The organism is Microbulbifer maximicatervae (SeqCode), from assembly GCF_052468095.1.
On the sequence record NZ_CP174332.1, the window covers coordinates 1,833,512 to 1,851,549 of the forward strand.

The following is an 18,038-nucleotide window of genomic DNA, read 5'->3' on the forward strand; positions in this document are numbered from 1 at the left end:
GAAATGATAATTTCCTGTGACCACTGTGGTGAAGTTTGGGAGTTTGCTGATAAGGCCCTGCCGAACATTCAAAAAATTACGCGGAATTTTTCTGAGAGGCGTATTACCGCAAGTTTGATAAAAGCGCTGAGCGGTGAACTTAAATTGCCCATGCTCTACAGCAAAAATTTTGCTAATCATTTGACGATGAGAGAAGGTTGCTGTTTTTACTGCCAGGAGCCCCTGGGCATAGAAGAGGCGTTTATAAAACACTGTCGGGGCTGTGGTGCCTTGAATTTGGATCGCAGATTCGCTTAATGGGGAGCAGCTTATTTAGAAGCACCCGGCGTGCGGAATTATCAGCATGCCGAGTTGGGGGAAGGGCAACTTTATGCCGCTAATAGCAGAATCTAATATCCTGGTTTGGAGAAAGTATATCTTTTAAGGGGCTGGTGGTTGTATTGTACGACAACAATATGAAGCTCTGTTCAAATTATTCACAGATTAAGTATTATTTCTTTGCTAATAGAGCTGGCGGCTTACGCTTCCTATTTGGTACCCCCTCAGAACTTGATTCGATTTTCTGTTTCTCTGGCTCTGAATGATAAATTGCTATTTTTCAGGGGCACAAGTTAAGTACTATCTAGTCTAGGCATCATGCCAGTACAGTCTCTGTCTCCAGCTACGCCAAAACCATTCACTTTTTTGTGTTAATAATCAGGGTAAGTAAAAAGGAATTTATTTTATGAGCAAGTTTAATTCTCTACTGTATTCGATTGTTTTAATTATGGCTTCTCATTGTGTGTCTGCCGGTGCTATTAAGAAAGAGGTGAACAGCTTTGAGGACGTCCAGAATATAATTGAAGAATCAGCCACCCCAATAAATACGTTACTGGTTATGGATAATGATGACACCTTGAGTATGATGCCTTGCGCTGAAAAGTCTCAATGTCAATATCTTGGTGGCGCAGCTTGGTACTCATGGCAGGAAACTTTATTGGAAACCAATCCTAATTCAGGTTTCCTTGTGGCAAAAACAAAAGAGGAGTTGATTAATATATCCGGTTTGCTCTTCTCTGTGAGCAATATGGTTTATACAGATGACAATATTGTGCCGGTACTTGACAGTTTGAGGCAAAGTGGGGTGCGATTGATGGTTGAAACTGCAAGGGGCGATGCAGATGTTTCAGCTACCGAGAGACAGTTCAAACGCTTGCCAACCCCGAATACGTCCTACCAAAATTTATTAGAGCTTATTCGGTCAAATACTCTCAACTTCAGTCCAAATAATCAATTTAGCCTTGCAAGTCCGTTTAAGCCCTGTGATTTAAGTGAGGCAAGGCCAGTAAGCTATCGGCAAGGTATTATGTACTTAGCCGGGCAAGATAAAGGCTTTATGCTTGACTGCTTGCTGCGATCCTACAATTCTTCGGCTAATAGTAGTGAGCACTACCTAATTTCCAACATTATCTTCATTGATGACAGTTTTGAGAATGTCGAAAGTGTTTACCAGGCATTCAAGGACAATAAGAAATATGAGGTAATAGCCCTGCACTACACCCGTCTAAGTAAGCACAAGCAGGATTTTATGGACGGGCCTCAGAAAAAAGCATTACAAGAAACTGCGAAAAAGAGATGGGAAACCATCATGGCGAGTCTTAATAGTGCGCTATTAATGCCGGCTGTTGAAAACTAGTTTAACTTCCTTGTAACTAAGCTCAACGGCTCCATTTCTAAACTGTCATCCAAGTAAAAAGGGAAGTGTATACGTCTACCTCTAATGTTTAATCGATTTTGGAGGTGCCGAGCACTCAGAAGAGATGGTAGTCGTTGTATAACGATTAATCGGTTATAACTCAGTTGAAGAGGGAGGAGCATTAACCGGCTGTAATTTCGCGAGCCACGCGCCTAGGTCTTTTTGGCAGAGTGCAGGCTTGCCGCACCATTGCTACTGAATCGATTTTTCAAGTTTTGATAAAAATAGAGCACGTTATTTGCGGATGGACGTTTCTGTAAAAGCTTTGAATTTTTCCAGTGAACAATAACGTATATCTCCACCAGAAAGGTATCCAGCAAGCTATGACCTTAGCTGGATACCCTTGTGATTGGTTAGGTTATGGTTTACAGCGACTGTAAGAACTTGAGTAGCGAGTTTCGCTCTGAAGCCGACAGATCAATATAGTTCTGTTGGCTCTCAGCAGCTTCTCCCCCGTGCCAGAGAATGGCTTCTTCAATAGACCGGGCGCGACCATCATGCAACAAATTACTGTGACCATTCACTGCGCTATTAACACCCAATCCCCATAAGGGAGGCGTTCTCCACTCGCGGTTGTACTCCGCGCTAATCGTCAAGTTGTCTGCCAAACCTTCGCCCATATCATGCAGGAGTAAGTCTGTATAGGGGCGAATGACCTTGCCTCTCAACTCCTCAAGAGGGTGAGCGTGATTGGTGTTCATCTCTGGCCGGTGACAGGATGAGCAGTTGATCGATTCAAATAGAGCTTCACCCTGAGCCACGATGGATTCATTGATTAAATCGGGATTTCTGGGCGGTGCGCCCAGTGCCTGAAGATAAGTAGTTAGGTCGTCCAGGTGAGAATCAGTGAGCTCTTCGTCGTGATTACTGTGCTTTTTACATTCCAGCTGTTCGATACCACAGTTTGCATTGGGTTCCAGTGCTGTGTTCACGCCAATATCATTGTTCAACGCATCTGCTGAGAAGCTGCGCAAGCTCGGTTGGGTAGCCTTCCAGCCAAAACGTCCTACCTGGGGAAGAGGTGTTGAGCCCGTGTCGACCAGTGATACTCGCCCAGAGATGCCATCGCTATTGGAATCGTTAGGGTCGTGCCACTCAAGGATTTCTGTTTCGTCAACCGCCTCAAGTAAGCCCAAGCCAGTGATGTTTTGTGGCATACGTGGCGAAAAGTAATCAGCGGATGTGTTTTCACCTTCATTGGTTGTTACTACATAAGTGGGGGACTGTAGGGTGTAGCTATCCCCATTGGCATAGCTACCTTGAATGGGGCTATAGGTGACTTGAATAGATCCTTCAGGGGCTATGTCACTATTGAGTGAATGGGTTTGGAGGACAGGGCCAAAGTAGTGGTTTGGCAGGGGTTGTCCTGCTTGGGTTATTGCACCGGACGACAGCTTAAAGACCATCGAATTGGGAACACTAGCCTCTGAGGGGGCCGGGCCCCGGCCGTTATTGATATGGCACGCCAGACATGATTGCTCAATGGTTAAGCCTGCTGATAGGTTTGCCATTTGGTTGAAGTCTGGGTTCCCGAGTTCCTCGTGCTCTCCGGTATTAAACCGGGTGTGGAATATCCTGCGACCATCTAGAAACTCGTTGTGTGTCTCCCACTGGATGTTGAGGGCTTCTCTGAAGTAGGCTGTCCAGTCGGCGATTCCGCTATCCACGATGTAAGTATCATAGACATCAATACCATCCAGTATTGGGTAGGTGACTTCAACTGCATCAGCGTCGGAAGCCGTTGCCCATTTACCATCGCTGCCTGCGTAGTAGGTAAGAGTATTATCGTCAGTATTTACTGAAATGACTTCTGAAGCGGGTACCGGGTCAGTAGCCCTGATGTATGCTGCGGTTGCTTCACCGGCACTTTCAACAGCGGTCTCAGTTCCCAGGTCTGCAACCATATGAATACCGGGTTGGCCCAGGAGAATGCGGTAGGTGTCTGTGTAGTAAACTGTCTGCCCACTGACATTCTCATCGCCCTCCTCAATGCCAATGAATTGCTGAAACTCCACCTCCATCCATTCGCCGACTTCCAGCTGCCCGTCATCACCATCATGAGCATCGTAGGTGATACGACATACCCAGACTTGGCCTCTCCCATCTTCATCAGCTTCCCGGTAAGGGGTTTCATCAAATCTGGCGTTGCTATTAAAGTCAGCGCGGTGTTCATTTGAATAAGAGGAGCGGCATTCGGGTGGCCGATAAAGCGCGTATTCGGCAGAGTAAAAGATCTCAATCAGGTTCTCACCGGCGGGCGTATGGTCGTGAATCTCTATGCCAAAGGTTCTGTGTTCAAAGTAGAAGGTCGGGAACTCGTAAAAACTATCCTCGGATTCATGTCGCAGACGTGCTCGGCCACTTGCCAGTGTTACAATGGTGCCATCTTCCTGAATATACCAGTGTTGAGACTCTTCTTCTGGCTGCTCAGTATCAAATAGAGGGGTATATTCTATGGACGCGGTTTGATTAATTTCCTCTGCCGCACGATCAAAAACCATCAGTTCCCACAAACTATATTGCGAACTCCCCTCACTGAGTTCAGTTCCGTTTAGCTGGATATAGCGATACTCTCCACCAATTAGGTGAGAATCAATGCGTTGGCCATATTCTCCTGAATCAGCTGTTGCCAGGGTGGTCCATGTTGTGCCGTCGCTTGAGCCCAGTACCTCGTAAGATTTTGCGTTGTGGTCGCCCCAGTCTATGACCACTTTGCTGAGCAAGTGTGTAAATTTAAGGTCAAGGGTGAGGCTTGATGTGCTGGCAGTATCACCACTCTCCCAAAGTGTCCTTCTTAAGTCATCAATGGCAAGGACCCCGTTGCCAGAACTGGAAGAAATAGTTCCACTACCTGCAATATTTTGTCCAACCTCTTTATCGGACTCAGCTGGATCACTGTTTGAATTTGGTGTCTCTTCGTCGGACTCATCCGGGTCACCGCTTGAAGTCGGTGTTTCATCAGTGGAGCCGTTGCCCTGAGAGTTGGGGGTAGCTTCTGTGGGGTCTTCATCAGAGCTATTATCCCCGCCTCCACCACCACATCCGGACAATACCATTATGAATAAGGCGAAAAATGCTGTTAAATAGATTTTTGCCAGTGGATTGATTGTTTTATTGAAATACGGATCCATATATTTCTCGTTTTATCAACAGCTATATATAGTAATAGTGATGAAATGAACTTTTTCTTTAATTTAAAAGGAGAATTTCAAAATTCTTGTTAAGTGTGCTTGGTTCGGGGTAAAAATAATTTAACTATTATTTTTAGTGTGTGTCCTTTTGTTTGTATGTGCTGCTGTTTTTTGGTGATGATTGCTCTTGGCTAATGTTGGGAATGAATTTTCTAGCTTGATTTGTAGGGCGACATAATAGTTATATTTTTTATGTGCATCGTTATGCTGCGCCCAGAGGGGATGAATTTAAGTTAAGAAGGAAAGCGATATGAACTTGTTCTCAGCTTCCTGTTTTACTTCGCATGATGAATACGACAGGGTTCACCTTATGTCTGTGATTTAGATTGGTTTATTTAATAGGTCTGGCTTATAGGTTGATATCGTGTGTCAGTTGTGATGCTGAGTGCGTTAAAAAGTTAATCTTTAGTCTTGTGTAAGATTTGACACGGCTAAAAATAGTTATTTAAAGATTGGTATTTAGTTTTCTACCCACAGTTACCTTTATTCCCATGGGTGTTTTTTATTAATTAACAAGCTCACCAACACTAGGTGTCACGCTCTAAGTCTCGATAATTCATTTTTTATACGTGAAGGTATTATGTATATTGAAAGGTGGGCCTTACTTTTTTATGAGTGGTTATCGAACATTGATCATCGCTACGTCGAGCCTGATTCTTATAAAAAGTCCAAGCTTACTGGAGTGGTTGGTTTTAGCTATTGATTAATACAGCAATGACTTGAGCAGGGTGTGTAGATTATTTAATGGTGCTCATCGTTTGGAAAGTAAGTTGAAATCTCTTCGGCTCAGATAATATCGAGAAATGAGTATAGTTTTTAAAAGCTACTTGTATTGCTGAGCTTTGAATCTTTATGGTGATTTTATAAATGGACTTAGGAAGGCCTCCAGCGTTCAATAGGATCAGAATGCTGGAGGCCTTCAGCTAGTGAGGCACTACTTCCTCACTAGCAATAATCCGGTTTCCGTATGATCTGTATAAGGGAACTGATCAAACAGAGCAAATCGTTCAATGCGATGGGTTTTGGTCAGCGACTCCAGGTTTTCCAATTGGGTTTCCGGATTGCAGGAGATATACAGGATTCTCGGGAAGCGGGCGACCATCGCACAGGTGTCTTCATCCAGGCCCGCTCGAGGAGGATCAACCAGGACGGTGGAGAAGTCGTAGCTATCCAGATCTATATCCTTAAGTCGGCGAAAGGGGCGTACCTTATCGATCGCCTGGGTAAACTCTTCACTGGACAGGCGTACGATATCCAGGTTGGTGATCTGGTTGTTGGCGATATTCTCCTGGGCGGAATTTACCGATACCTTGGAGATTTCAGTGGCCAGGACCTTACGGAATTTCTCACTGAGCGGGATGGTGAAATTGCCATTGCCACAGTAGAGCTCCAGCAGATCGCTATCACTATCTCCGCAGGCACTTCTCGCCCACTGGATCATGGAGCGACAGATCTCTCCATTGGGTTGGGTGAAGCTACCTTCCACCTGTTTGTACTGGTAAGTTTTCTCATCGATATCTAGTTTCTCGGTAACGAAGTCACGCTCCAAAACCACTTTTTGCTTGCGTGAGCGCCCCAAAATCGGGAATCCTAGCTGTGCCTGTAGTGCTTTGGCTTCCTGCTCCCAGGTCTCATCCAGTTTCTTGTGGTAGATCAGCGTAATCAGCGCATCACCATTCAGCGTGGTAAGAAACTCGGCGGAGAACAGGCGTTTGCGTAGGACTTCGCTATTATTGACAGCAGCCAGCACCTTCGGCATCAACTGGTTCATCAGCTCAGAGCCGACGGTAAACTCATCGATGATAAAGGGCTTCTTGTACTCACCCTGGCGGTACATGGCGTAATTGGCTACACCTCCCTCATGCCACACCTTGAATTCGGCGCGCAGGCGGTAGTGAATGGGTGGGGAGGGGAAGAGTTCCGGCTCCAGGTCAGTGAACTTGCTGTAAGCCTCTTGCAGGCGCTCGGCCTTCTTTTGAAGCTGTTGTGGGTAGTCGTCAGTATTAACGCGGTACAGTGCCATATTACAATGCGGTGTCAGTACAAAAAGCGGGCGCGAATTATATAGGAAACCGTATGGCAATAGGTGAGATAAAAATTCCGGTTCATGGGCAGGGGCTTCATGAGTTTACCGGCAGTGTAGTTGATTGGGTCAGTGAACAGGCTCCCGATGAGGGCCTGTGTACACTTTTCATACAGCACACCTCTGCAAGTTTACTGATTCAGGAAAATGCTGACCCCAGTGCGCGCCGTGACCTTGAGAACTGGCTCAATCGACTGGTGCCGGAAAATGACTCGCTTTACACTCATACCCTTGAAGGGCCAGATGATATGCCGGCTCATATCAAGTGCAGCCTTACCGCGACCAGCTTGTCCATTCCAGTGCAAAAGGGGCGCCTGATGCTGGGTACCTGGCAGGGGATCTACCTTTGGGAGCACCGCCATCACCACGGGGCTCGGCACGTTATCCTGCATATTTGATTCAATACCGCGCGTTGGTGGCGATAGCTAGATGGCTACGCCAACTGCTTGGCAGTACTGGTCGATCAATGACTGGGTTGCGCGGGCCCTCTCGATTGCCTGGATACGGTCAACTTGATTATCTGGTCCTGTTAAGCAGCAGAAGTTTTCGATCATCTGTACCGCCTGCGATTGCTCTATTGGTACTTGCTGGTGTTCGAACTTATCTGGCGATGCCTGCCCCCGGCGAACCACAAATTCTGGCGTATATTCAGGATTGTAAAAGGCTGCGCTGTCTCTCCAGTCGAGTACAAAGTCGTCTAGCTGGATCAGGCCGCTTTCTCCCAGAATGTCCAGGTCCATTTGCCAAACGCCTGAGTCATATCCGAACTCAAAAGTTGAAGTTTGCCCGCTGGCAAATTCAATCAGGCCCGCACCGCTAATAATGGTCCCTGTTTGTGAGTCCCGCTTTATCGCTCCTGAAATTGCCTTTATTGCTCCTGTGGGGCGCATATATTCGACGATTGCACGCATGTTGTACCAGCCGATATCCCCGATTGCGCCAGTGGGTTCTTTGTGTGAATCGAAGCGAATATTGTTGCGGTCCATCATAGAGGCAAAAAAGGCGCTGCGAATTCTATTAACCGGGCCCAGATATTTTTTTTCCCACTGAATAATTCTGGCCGTGCGAGGGTGATGGGTGAAATGTGTGGCATCCATAAATGCCAATCCTTCAGACTGAGCCTTGGCGGCAATTTTGTCGACCGAGGCAGTATTGAGAAAAGGTTTTTCGCAGAGAAGATGCTTATGGTTGGCCAGTGCCGCGAAGCAGATTTCCTCGCGGCTGGTGGTGGGGCTAGCCACGTAAATGGCATCCGAATCTTCCGCCTCTACCAGTGACCTCCAATCCGGGTAGACATTGGGAATCCCGTGTTCGTGGGCGAACTCTTTGGCTCCTGAATGCCGCCTGCTGGCGACGGAGGAAAGGCTTGCGCTGTCAGCCTGGCTGATGGCTCGGGCGGTAAAGTCAGCAATTTTTCCTGTGCCAACAACTCCGAAACGTATGCTCGCCATTGAAGGATACCTTGAGGTAGATTGAGGGATGGCAGGGATCAGTTTAGTAGAGAATAGAATAAGCAAAAATTGTTTAGCTGGTTTTGTGTTTGGTTCTAAAATTTGGCCTTGCTTTTAAAGATAGTGGTTTTAGTATTTTATAAAACAAAGTGAGGCATGCTGATTTTTCAGGATATTTGAAAGCGCATGAATAGGTCTTTTGCCGTTGTGGTTTGAATATATTGGTGTTGCATTTTCATTGATTTCCTATGCAAGCGTTAAGCGCGGTTCAATAAAGTCTAAAAAAGCACGAATACGAGAAGAGAGGGCTGTGTTGCGATAGAAAACGGCGTTGACAAGTTCGCGCTGGTTCTGCTTGGACACACTCCCCGGTAGTATTTCTACTAGCTTCTTTGTTTTTAAATCTTTCTTAATCATGAAATGCGATAATAATGCCAGGCCTTCCCCTTGCAGGCACATTTGGCGAATTAGCTCTCCGTTACTGCTACTGATATTCGGTTTTACGCCAACACCTTTTCCGATAGGCCAACTATTAAGATGTGTGGATCGAGTAAAGCCGATGACCCTGTGGTTGGTTAATTCATTAATATGGATAGGGGAGCCGTAGCGCTCTAGATATTGCCGGCTGGCGACAATGGATAAAGGGCTTCGCCCTAAAAAACGCGCATGCAAGTTGGAGTCTTTTAAGGGGCCAATTCGAATCGCAACGTCGGTTCGACGCTCAATGAGATCAATAATGCTCTCATTGCTGACAAGCTCTAATTCTATGTGTGGATAGGCTCGTTGAAATTCAGGTAGTAGTGGCACTAATTGGTGAATCATAAACGGCGTCACCGCATCCACCCGTAGCCGCCCTGACGGCTGCTCCTTCAGTTCTTTCAGGGTGTCTTCCGCTTGGCTTAAACATCGCAGCCCTTGCCTCACCCTGTCGCTGAAGAGGCGCCCCTCCTCTGTTAACTCCAGTTTGCGTGTGGTCCGATTTAGCAGGGTACAGTCTAGTTCTGACTCGAGGCGGCTCAAGGCCCTGGATACCCGTGCAACCTGAATATCCAGGGCGCGCGCGGCTGCGGACAAGCTGCCAGAGTCAATGGTTGCCAGGAAAATTTCTAGATCTTCGGTACGCGAGATTATTGCCATATTTGCAAAGGTGATTTGGTAGTGTTGCGGTTTTTAATAAAATTATCAGCCCGCATACTCCGGCGCAACCTTATTGCTCCTGGAGAAGAGTATGCCTATTGCATTGTTGGCGCTGACGCTGAGTGCCTTTGCGATCGGGACCACCGAATTTGTGATAGTAGGATTGGTGCCTATCATTGCTCAAGATTTGAGTATTTCATTGCCGTCAGCTGGATTGTTGGTCACCTTGTACGCTGTTGGAGTCGCCGTGGGCGCGCCGGTGTTAACGGCGTTAACCGGCCGTTGGCCGCGGAAGCATGTGCTGTTGGCCCTGATGTCGCTGTTCGTGTTAGGGAATCTTTTGGCATGGATGGCGCCTAGTTATAGCTCGCTGATTACGGCGCGTATTTTGACGGGCCTCGCCCATGGTGTTTTCTTTTCAATTGGCTCGACTATCGCCACAGGGCTGGTGAGTAAAGACAAAGAAGCTAGTGCCATCGCCATTATGTTCACGGGGCTGACGGTTGCACTTGTGACTGGTGTACCTTTGGGTACATGGATCGGCCAGCATTTTGGCTGGCGAGCAACCTTCATTGCGGTAGCGGGGTTGGGGGTGCTTGCATTAATTGGCAGTGCGCTTTTGGTGCCCAATAATCTTAAACAATCGCCGCCTACACGCCTACCTCAGCAGCTCAGTGTGTTAACCCAACCAAGATTACTTTTAGTGTACGCAATGACTGCCGTTGGCTATGGCGGTACTTTTACCGTATTCACATTTTTAGCTCCAATCTTAGAGCAGGTTTCTGGGTTTGAGACCGGTGCTATCGGATTAATAATGCTGGTATATGGCTTTTCGGTAGCGGTCGGTAATATTTGGGGTGGAAAACTTGCAGATAACTTAGGGCCTATTCGGGCGTTAACCATTATCTTTGCTGCACTCGCTTTTATCTTGTTTATTTTTACGTTCACCGCAGCCAATCCCATTACGTCGGTATTGACAATTCTAGTTTGGGGCGCGTTTGCATTTGGCAATGTCCCAGGGCTGCAAGTTTATGTTGTGCAGCTTGCCCAAAAATATACGCCACATGCAGTGGATGTAGCATCAGGGCTCAATATTGCAGCTTTTAACATTGGCATTGCACTAGGTTCACTCTTGGGTGGCCTCATCATTGAGGATATGTCACTCATGGATACATCTTGGGTCGGAGGTTCAATCGTAATTTTGGCACTGATGCTTACCCGATTATCTGGGTCATTGGATAAACATAGTCATTTAGAAATGGCGTAAGCCAATTTATTAAATGTGAAAGACAATCTGTTAAATATCATTAAGAGAGAAGTACTATGAGTGAATTACCAAGTTTGGGAATGGGCACCTTCCGCTTAGAAGGTGATGTCGCCATTAAATCGGTTAAACAGGCACTTGAAGCGGGATACCGCCATATTGATACCGCACAAATCTATGGCAATGAGCTTGAGGTTGGAATCGCCATTGAGCAAAGTGGAGTACCCCGCGAAGAACTATTTATCACTACAAAAGTATGGCTGGATAATTTAACGCAAGACGCATTCATAAGCAGCGTAGAAGATAGCCTTAACAAATTAAGGGTTGAATCGGTCGATCTATTGTTAATTCACTGGCCAGAAAAAGATGGAAAGGTCTCCATGGAAACCTATCTTAAGTTGTTAGCCCAGTGCCAACAAAAAGGCCTTACCAAATATATCGGTGTCTCAAATTTCACAATCAAACAGTTAGACAACGCCATTGATATTTTGGGTGAGGGCAAGATTTACACCAATCAAATTGAAGTACACCCGTACTTGCAAAATACTGCGGTTATTGAACATTGCAAGAAGATAGGTATTACTGTAACGGGTTATATGCCGTTAGCGGTGGGAAAAGTTATGTCTGATGACGTGCTATTAAAAATTGCAGAGCGCTACAACGCAACCCCAGCTCAAATTGCCATTGCGTGGCAATTGAAACAAGGGCTTGTAACTATACCTTCCTCAACAAAACGCAAGAACCTGGATGCAAACTTGGAGGCACTTAAGATCACGTTAACAGATGAAGATATGCGGAAAATTAGTGCTTTAGAGGCTGGTGAACGTATCGCCAACCCGGAGTTTGCTCCTTACTGGGACTAAACAATAGCAGGTTCAAAATATTGATGCGTGTAATAGAGGCAATCGCTTTGTGTATTAGTTTGAGAAGTGATTGCTTCGCTTGACATGGAGGTAAAGGTCTAAGGAAAAAGCTTCAATCAGCTTATATGGCTTGCAGTACAGTCGGGCTGATACTTGAAATCTATCCCAAATCTAGTATCCCGGTCACAAAGTAATGCTCGCCGTACACGGTGAGATACGCAGTGGTAATAAGGCGTCCGTCAAGAGATATCTGTGTCAGAGTCATCGGTTGCACGATCATTGATCTGAGTGAATATTCAGTGTTTTGTAAGTTTCTATTCTTTATTCGATGTAGTTGGCAGTTTATACTTTATGTATGTTAGGTGTTAATAAATACCATAACTTTGTGAGTTACATGTAGAAATCTAGCCCTTTCTTGATAGACCAAATATCGTGATGATATGGGTTTTTAGTGGGTGGCTTGGTGGGTATTCCTGGTTGTGATTTGGAGAGCCGTAAATGAGATTTGGTGATGCGGTTAGACGTGTGGCTTTAGCATTCATTCGAGAAAAGCAGTTGCCTGAGAGTGTTTGGAGTGGAGATCATATTCGTTTTATTTTTACTACAGTGTTTTGGTCGGCATTTTTGCTGTCGGCCTCAATATTAGCCACTCCAGTTTTATGGTTGCTATTTCAGCCAATCCTTTACTTCATGTCTATGTCGATAACCTCTCCAGTGGAGAGGTGGCTTTGGCTTTTGTCGCTACTTATCTTTCTCTTAATATTAAATGTATGTGATGGTTTTATCCAAAAGGCAAGCAGAGATGAAAAGGTTTCTTACAGTGATCTAAGTTGTGGAGAAGTTGTAATTTATTGGATGGTTTCGGCAATAACTTGCCGGTGGATGTATTTACCTGCATTTAGCAATACCATGAGTAGGTTTTTTACAGGACTTTTATGTCTTTGGTACTTATATTTCTTTGCATTTCTTACCGATATGTTTAATTAAGAATTATTCCGGGCACCAATAGCAAGATTCTGGGTACCTATGGATTAGCATACGGCGCTATCAGGGTTGCTGCCGCTATGTCCAGATTCATTTTTCCTATTTTATAGTTAAGGTAAGTGAAACGCTTAAGATCTATACTTGAACGCAGGAAAAGAGATGCTTTGGATAAAAGTAGAAAATAGTATCGAGAGAGTGGGTGAGTTAGCGAGGCGTTCCAGAAAGGTAGCGTTGACAGACGCTTACGCCGTGTACCCAACGTTTATCGAGTTGTATACAAGCGTGCCGTACGACCTCATCAGGCCCTACCAAACCTTTAAAGCGGCTTTCAAAATTACGATTAAGATAAAGCCAGTGTCTTGGTGGAACACCCAGTCGCTCAAGTATGGGTGGAGTGTTTTCAACGATGGCTTCGCGCTTTCTAGGGCCTAGATGTCGCCCGCTCCAACTCTAAATCGTGATCCAGTCGAATAGGAAGTCCTTTAGGCATATTCAGTCGCTCACCGCCTACAAGTGACAGCAGCTCTTTGGGCTGCTCGTCCAAGATTGATGCACGAATACGCTGCTGAATGGAAGTGTGATCAGAATCTTCAGGGGTTTTTGCCATATTAGCGCGGATGGGGTTGAGGTCGACATAGGCCATGCAGGCAGCAAGGGCCTTTTCATCCAATAAAGCTTGGGATTTAAAGCGTCCTTCCCAGAAGCGACCTGTACACTTGTCTTCAGTGTTGGCTTGGCGAGCGACAGACTCATTTAAGCAGCGCATAAACCAGCTGATATCCATTAAGCGTTCTCGACATATCGAAGTGGATCAATTTAGGACACCCATAGATTGGAGAAAGGCGTTAACAGCGTTGCTAGCGCTAGCCCCAGTATCTGTTTCTTTCTGTTTGCTAGTTAAGTTGAGATGAAGTGCTGAAGATCAATGCCGGCCTTAGAAAAACTGCGGTTATGGGTAAGTATGGAAAACAGTATCGAGAGAATCGGAGGGGGCTAGCAGGGTGTTGCAGAAAGATATCGTCGACAATCATTTATGCCGTGTACCCAGCGTTTATTCAGCTGATTACAAGCGCTTCGTACGGCCTCAGCAGACCCTATCAAAGCTTTAAAGCGGCTTTCAAAGTTTCGATTGAGATAAAGCCAGTGTTCAGATGAAATTCCCAGCCGTTCGAGGATGGGTGGGATATTTTCGGCGATGGCTCCGCGCTTTCTAGGGTCTAGATGCCGCCCGCTCCAATCGACTAGCTCCAGATAGTGATCTAACTGAAAGGGTAAACCCTTTGGCATATTTTGACGCTCGTCACCCACAAGCGGCAGCAAACTTTTGTGCTGCTCACCTGAGATTGCTGCACGAATACGTTGTTGAATCGATGTGTGATCAGAATCTTCAGGAGTCTTGGCGATATTGGCACGGATAGGGTTGAGGTCTACATAGGCCATGCAAGCGGCGAGGGCTCTTTCGTCCAGCAAAGCCTGGGACTTAAACCGGCCCTCCCAAAAGCGGCCTGTACACTTGTCTTCAGCATTGGCCTGGCGAGCGATAGCTTCATTTAAGCAGCGCATAAACCAGCTGATATCCATTAAGCGTTCTCGCCATATCGAAGCGACATCTTCTAGTGCCTTAAGCTCACAGGGATCAATAGTATCGCCGTTTAGATAGCGCTTGGCCAAATTAGAGGTCGTGAATATTTTTTGCCGGCGATCAATCACCTCTAACTTATCGGCAGATTTTTTGTCAATGTAGAGTACTACATGGTAGTGATTGCTCATTACTGCATAGGCGGCAAGGTCCAGGGCAAAAATCTCAGATAAATTATACATACGATTTTCAATCCGCTCGCGGCGATGCTGGTAATCTTTCCTGGATACAGTATCCCGAGCGCAAAGGGCTGTTCGCTGTACATAGAAGGATATGCAATGAAAGTAGAGCGTTGAATCAGGAAATATCTGGGTGCTTCGCGATAGAGATATCAATTGTACGTAGATAAATACGGATTAATATCCATAGATCTTTAGGTTGAAACTCTTTTGCCAATGACGTTGGCGGTTTATACTTTATATGTGTGGGTGTCAATAACTGCTCATGATTTTTAAAGTTAAAGACCGATAGAGTTTTGATTAATATGAATATATTTTGGTTTTACGGAGATCTTGGTAAGTTCTTTAAAAAAGGTTCCTCATTTCTTACCGAGGACTGTTTTGCAATATATGAGGTTTGTGGGCGCTCTGTTCAGTATATAAATTCCACGGCAACTTTAGATAATTGGAGCTATGTTGAAGATGAAATTATAGTTAAGTCAAAATCAGGCGAAATTCACCTTCTTCAAGATGGGAAAGTAGACCTTAAAAATGAATTGCTAGTTCATAATCCAATATCTATTAAAGGTCTGTATGCGGGTGTTATTTACAGGTCTTGGAGGGAAAAATACCTCGCAGTCTTGAATTTGGAAGATGACGACTGCTTGAAAATAAAGGGGGGGTATATAGGTGCTTCAACAGATGGCAATATTATTTTTACAACCGAGGGGCGGTGCTTATTAGCTTTTGATTTGAAGCTTGAAATGAAATGGTCGGTAGACCTATTTTCTAATAGAGATTATAGAACTTTAAATGTTGGAAAGTTGTCTGGGCTGTATTTCATTGATGACCTAGTGGTTGTTAATAGAGGGTTAGTATATGGTGAAGATATAGGTCAGGTAATAGCTTTGTCGCGCAATAGAGGCGAAGTGGTGTGGGAATATACTTATCAGGGTGAGCCAGAATTTTCCTTTATGGAAGGGGATAAATATTTCTTGGTTCTTAATGGCAACATCATTGTCTTGAATGGAATAACCGGAGAGTTTATACAGTCAATAGAGTTGGGTCTGGGTAATGAGATAATTGTTTTTCCAAATGGAAATGATATTTTAGTCGGTTCAAATAAAACGCGAATACTGTATAGATATAGTTTGGCTGCCGATAGGCTAATATCAATTGGAAAGCTACCTAATGATTGTAAATTTTGTTTGGCTGGCCTCCCTTATGAGACTGATGAGAATATTTGTATCCAGTTACGATTGGATCATCCAACATTAAAATTTGCTAGGAGTGGATTACTTGTTGTAGAAAAGGATTGTTTTGGTGGTCGTATTGACACTGAAAAACAACTGGCTAGTTCATTGCTTGTCATGGAAGATTCATTAGGTGAAAGGGTCTACTTAGTTAAAATTAGTTGTAATTCTATAGATGACCTAAGGCGACTAGGCGCAGTTTTAATAGCAGAATATGCCTATACCTATGGTGAACCTTCGGGGGTTCCTTTAATGACCCCAGATAAATCCCATAAAGGTAAGATTAAAGTTGTTGTGGATAGGGACGCCTTACCCTCTGATGCAGAGGAAAAATTAAGAGTTTGGGTAGATAATTTGAGCGAAAATTTTGCCAAAATGGCAATATATCCTGGTGCGGGACAAGACTACCAATTTTCTATTGATATTGAGTTGAGCTAAGTATAAATAGCTATTTTAATGAGGTGGGATTAATACAATTCTGGGCATCCATAGATTATAGAAAGTTGTTAGCAACGTTGCTAGCAATAGTGGCGATGAATTGCTTTTGCCAGCGATCAATCACCTAGAAAAGAGACCACTTATCAGCAGATTTTTTGTCAATATAGAATACCACGCGGAAGTAATTACTCATTACGGCATAGGTGGCAATATCCAGGGAAAAACTTCAGCTAACTTATACATACGGTTTTCAATCCACTCACGCCGATAATCATAATCTTTTCCAGGTACAGTATCCCGACCACAAAGGAATGCTCGGTGCACCCAGCGGGATATGCAATGGTAATATGGTGTTTCATCAAGAGATATTTGGATGCTTCGCGGTAGGGCCATTAATTGTCCACGCATTTGCTGGATTAATGTCCAGTATTTTGTGGGTTTACACTCTTTTTTCGATGGTGTTGGCGGTTTATACTTTATGTTTGATGAGTGTTCAGAAATGTTTGAGGAGATGATGGGGTGAAGCCAGGTTATGGTCATAGTTATCAAAAAGACTGTGAAGTTTATGGTCAGTTCCAGTATTTATGGAAAACCGATGACCCACAATGGATAGAAAAGCGTAAAGAAAATTGGCGTCGCTATGTTGAAGTGGCGGGAGGCTCTCCGCTGAACAAGTACTTAGGAGAGTTTTATGTGTTTGGCAAGGAGCCAGTCAGTTTTTTAGAGGATGAAGATACTGGTGAGCGTGAAATAATTAAGTTTGAGTTCAAGCATCGTATTGCTTACATGCCATTTGAAACAGTTGATCAGGCGAAAAAGTTTTGGAGTGAGGCCGTTACAAAACGCTATGCACGCGAACAACAGCATGGTGCTGCACGTTATGTTTCAGGTTGTCTGGATGGCTTTCCTGAGCGGGATAAAATGGTAAAAATGGTGGCTGAGGCTCTATTCAATAAAGATTATTTTATGCTGAAAAATTCTCAGCAAAGAGCGATTACCGTTAGTCCATTGGGGTTTATGGTTGGTTTTACTCGAGTCTGGGAAGTTGCTGATGAATTTAAGTATAAATGGAGTTACAGTTGTTTTACCTTTGATTATTTTATGGATTGCGTGCGCTATTGCGACTTGCACGATTTAGTCAAGGCGCCTGTTCACAAAAATTCCTTGTCGGATATGTACAAAGTTTTGTTGCGGCTCGATGATACGGAGTTAAGTCCGTATCGATTGGAGCTTAAACGGAAGTTAATTGCCGTAGCTAAAGCTGATGATGCCCCTTCACTATTAGCTGAAGCTTTGGAAAACGTAATAAGCGATCAGGAAGAATGAGCTTAGCTATTACTTTTTTGCTGCATGCGGACGATGATAAAATCATCGAAGCTCTGAGTTCACTATTACCATCAAAAGGTCGCCCAGCATTTTCTGAAGATGTGAAGCCGGGCTGGAAGCGGATTTTTCAATTAGTTGATCTTTTATTTCCACCTGATAAATTGGTGAGAGAAAAATTATTTATGGCTGGAATGGTTTGAGGCTCCATATTCCTTATTATCGTTGAAGAAGAACTTGGAGAAAATGGGTGCATCTATAGTTTTTATGCATACTGCAGAAGATCCGTTAATAGAAGACGCTAGCTCAGGGGGGGATTCTAGGCTAGGCTATTTTTACTTGCAAACAGAAGGTGAAATGCAACGTTTGACAGCTGACAATATATCAGACTTACTTCCGCTCAGTAATCTAAAACGGCTGGATGACATTGATAAGAATATTGAGCAAATTATCTGTTACCTCATGGCAATTGAAATGTTTAGGATGCCCATTGATTGCTCATGAAAGTATTATAAAATC

Annotated in this window: 16 protein-coding genes; 10 read left to right on the forward strand and 6 right to left on the reverse strand. The window is 44.6% G+C overall.

Translation table 11 applies throughout. From position 1 onward, the window contains the following. Positions 1-3 precede the first annotated feature (3 nt). A complete protein-coding gene (locus ACJJIL_RS07890) occupies positions 4-297 on the forward strand; it encodes a hypothetical protein (RefSeq protein ID WP_445361615.1) in 294 nt (97 codons plus the stop codon). A gap of 427 nt (positions 298-724) precedes the next feature. Continuing rightward, a complete protein-coding gene (locus tag ACJJIL_RS07895) occupies positions 725-1,675 on the forward strand; it encodes a DUF2608 domain-containing protein (protein WP_445361616.1) in 951 nt (316 codons plus the stop codon). Between the two features lie 425 nt (positions 1,676-2,100). Here ACJJIL_RS07895 and ACJJIL_RS07900 read toward each other — a convergent pair whose 3' ends face one another. Next, complete coding sequence (locus ACJJIL_RS07900; protein ID WP_445361617.1) at positions 2,101-4,866, reverse strand: di-heme oxidoredictase family protein; 2,766 nt, start codon at positions 4,864-4,866, stop codon at positions 2,101-2,103. 994 nt (positions 4,867-5,860) lie between these two features. Beyond that, positions 5,861-6,949 carry a tRNA (uridine(54)-C5)-methyltransferase TrmA gene (gene trmA / locus ACJJIL_RS07905; RefSeq protein ID WP_445361618.1) on the reverse strand — a complete coding sequence of 363 codons (1,089 nt, stop codon included), beginning with the start codon at positions 6,947-6,949 and terminating at the stop codon, positions 5,861-5,863. 53 nt (positions 6,950-7,002) lie between these two features. Between trmA and ACJJIL_RS07910 the strand changes: the two genes are divergently transcribed. Further along, a complete protein-coding gene (locus ACJJIL_RS07910; protein WP_108733595.1) occupies positions 7,003-7,407 on the forward strand; it encodes a secondary thiamine-phosphate synthase enzyme YjbQ in 405 nt (134 codons plus the stop codon). A 27-nt stretch (positions 7,408-7,434) separates the two neighbouring features. Here the strand turns inward: ACJJIL_RS07910 and ACJJIL_RS07915 are convergent, their stop codons facing one another. Then, complete coding sequence (locus ACJJIL_RS07915) at positions 7,435-8,460, reverse strand: Gfo/Idh/MocA family protein (RefSeq protein ID WP_445361619.1); 1,026 nt, start codon at positions 8,458-8,460, stop codon at positions 7,435-7,437. Between the two features lie 246 nt (positions 8,461-8,706). After that, complete coding sequence (locus ACJJIL_RS07920; RefSeq protein ID WP_445361620.1) at positions 8,707-9,597, reverse strand: LysR family transcriptional regulator; 891 nt, start codon at positions 9,595-9,597, stop codon at positions 8,707-8,709. 91 nt (positions 9,598-9,688) lie between these two features. On the opposite strand from ACJJIL_RS07920, the gene ACJJIL_RS07925 reads away from it, so the two are divergent. The 3 genes from ACJJIL_RS07925 to ACJJIL_RS07935 all read left to right on the forward strand — a co-directional run bounded on the left by ACJJIL_RS07925 (position 9,689) and on the right by ACJJIL_RS07935 (position 12,711). After that, positions 9,689-10,864 (forward strand): MFS transporter, encoded by a 1,176-nt coding sequence (locus tag ACJJIL_RS07925; protein ID WP_445361621.1) that lies wholly within the window; start codon positions 9,689-9,691, stop codon positions 10,862-10,864. Positions 10,865-10,920: 56 nt separating this feature from the next. Continuing rightward, complete coding sequence (gene dkgB / locus ACJJIL_RS07930) at positions 10,921-11,724, forward strand: 2,5-didehydrogluconate reductase DkgB (RefSeq protein ID WP_445361622.1); 804 nt, start codon at positions 10,921-10,923, stop codon at positions 11,722-11,724. Between the two features lie 498 nt (positions 11,725-12,222). Next, positions 12,223-12,711 (forward strand): hypothetical protein, encoded by a 489-nt coding sequence (locus ACJJIL_RS07935; protein WP_445361623.1) that lies wholly within the window; start codon positions 12,223-12,225, stop codon positions 12,709-12,711. A 418-nt stretch (positions 12,712-13,129) separates the two neighbouring features. Here the strand turns inward: ACJJIL_RS07935 and ACJJIL_RS07940 are convergent, their stop codons facing one another. Beyond that, entirely contained in the window at positions 13,130-13,492 is a 363-nt protein-coding gene (locus tag ACJJIL_RS07940; protein WP_445361624.1) for a transposase, read from the reverse strand. Between the two features lie 209 nt (positions 13,493-13,701). Beyond that, positions 13,702-14,529 carry a transposase gene (locus ACJJIL_RS07945; protein WP_445361625.1) on the reverse strand — a complete coding sequence of 276 codons (828 nt, stop codon included), beginning with the start codon at positions 14,527-14,529 and terminating at the stop codon, positions 13,702-13,704. Between the two features lie 302 nt (positions 14,530-14,831). On the opposite strand from ACJJIL_RS07945, the gene ACJJIL_RS07950 reads away from it, so the two are divergent. The 4 genes from ACJJIL_RS07950 to ACJJIL_RS07965 all read left to right on the forward strand — a co-directional run bounded on the left by ACJJIL_RS07950 (position 14,832) and on the right by ACJJIL_RS07965 (position 18,023). Then, positions 14,832-16,196, forward strand: coding sequence for a PQQ-binding-like beta-propeller repeat protein (locus ACJJIL_RS07950; protein ID WP_445361626.1), 1,365 nt, complete (start codon positions 14,832-14,834; stop codon positions 16,194-16,196). A gap of 519 nt (positions 16,197-16,715) precedes the next feature. Beyond that, positions 16,716-17,522 carry a hypothetical protein gene (locus ACJJIL_RS07955; protein WP_413662374.1) on the forward strand — a complete coding sequence of 269 codons (807 nt, stop codon included), beginning with the start codon at positions 16,716-16,718 and terminating at the stop codon, positions 17,520-17,522. After that, entirely contained in the window at positions 17,519-17,722 is a 204-nt protein-coding gene (locus ACJJIL_RS07960) for a hypothetical protein (RefSeq protein ID WP_445361627.1), read from the forward strand. Before ACJJIL_RS07955 ends, ACJJIL_RS07960 begins: the two co-directional genes overlap by 4 nt. A gap of 43 nt (positions 17,723-17,765) precedes the next feature. After that, on the forward strand, positions 17,766-18,023 hold the full coding sequence (locus ACJJIL_RS07965; protein WP_445361628.1) for a hypothetical protein: 258 nt from the start codon (positions 17,766-17,768) through the stop codon (positions 18,021-18,023). Positions 18,024-18,038 lie beyond the last annotated feature (15 nt).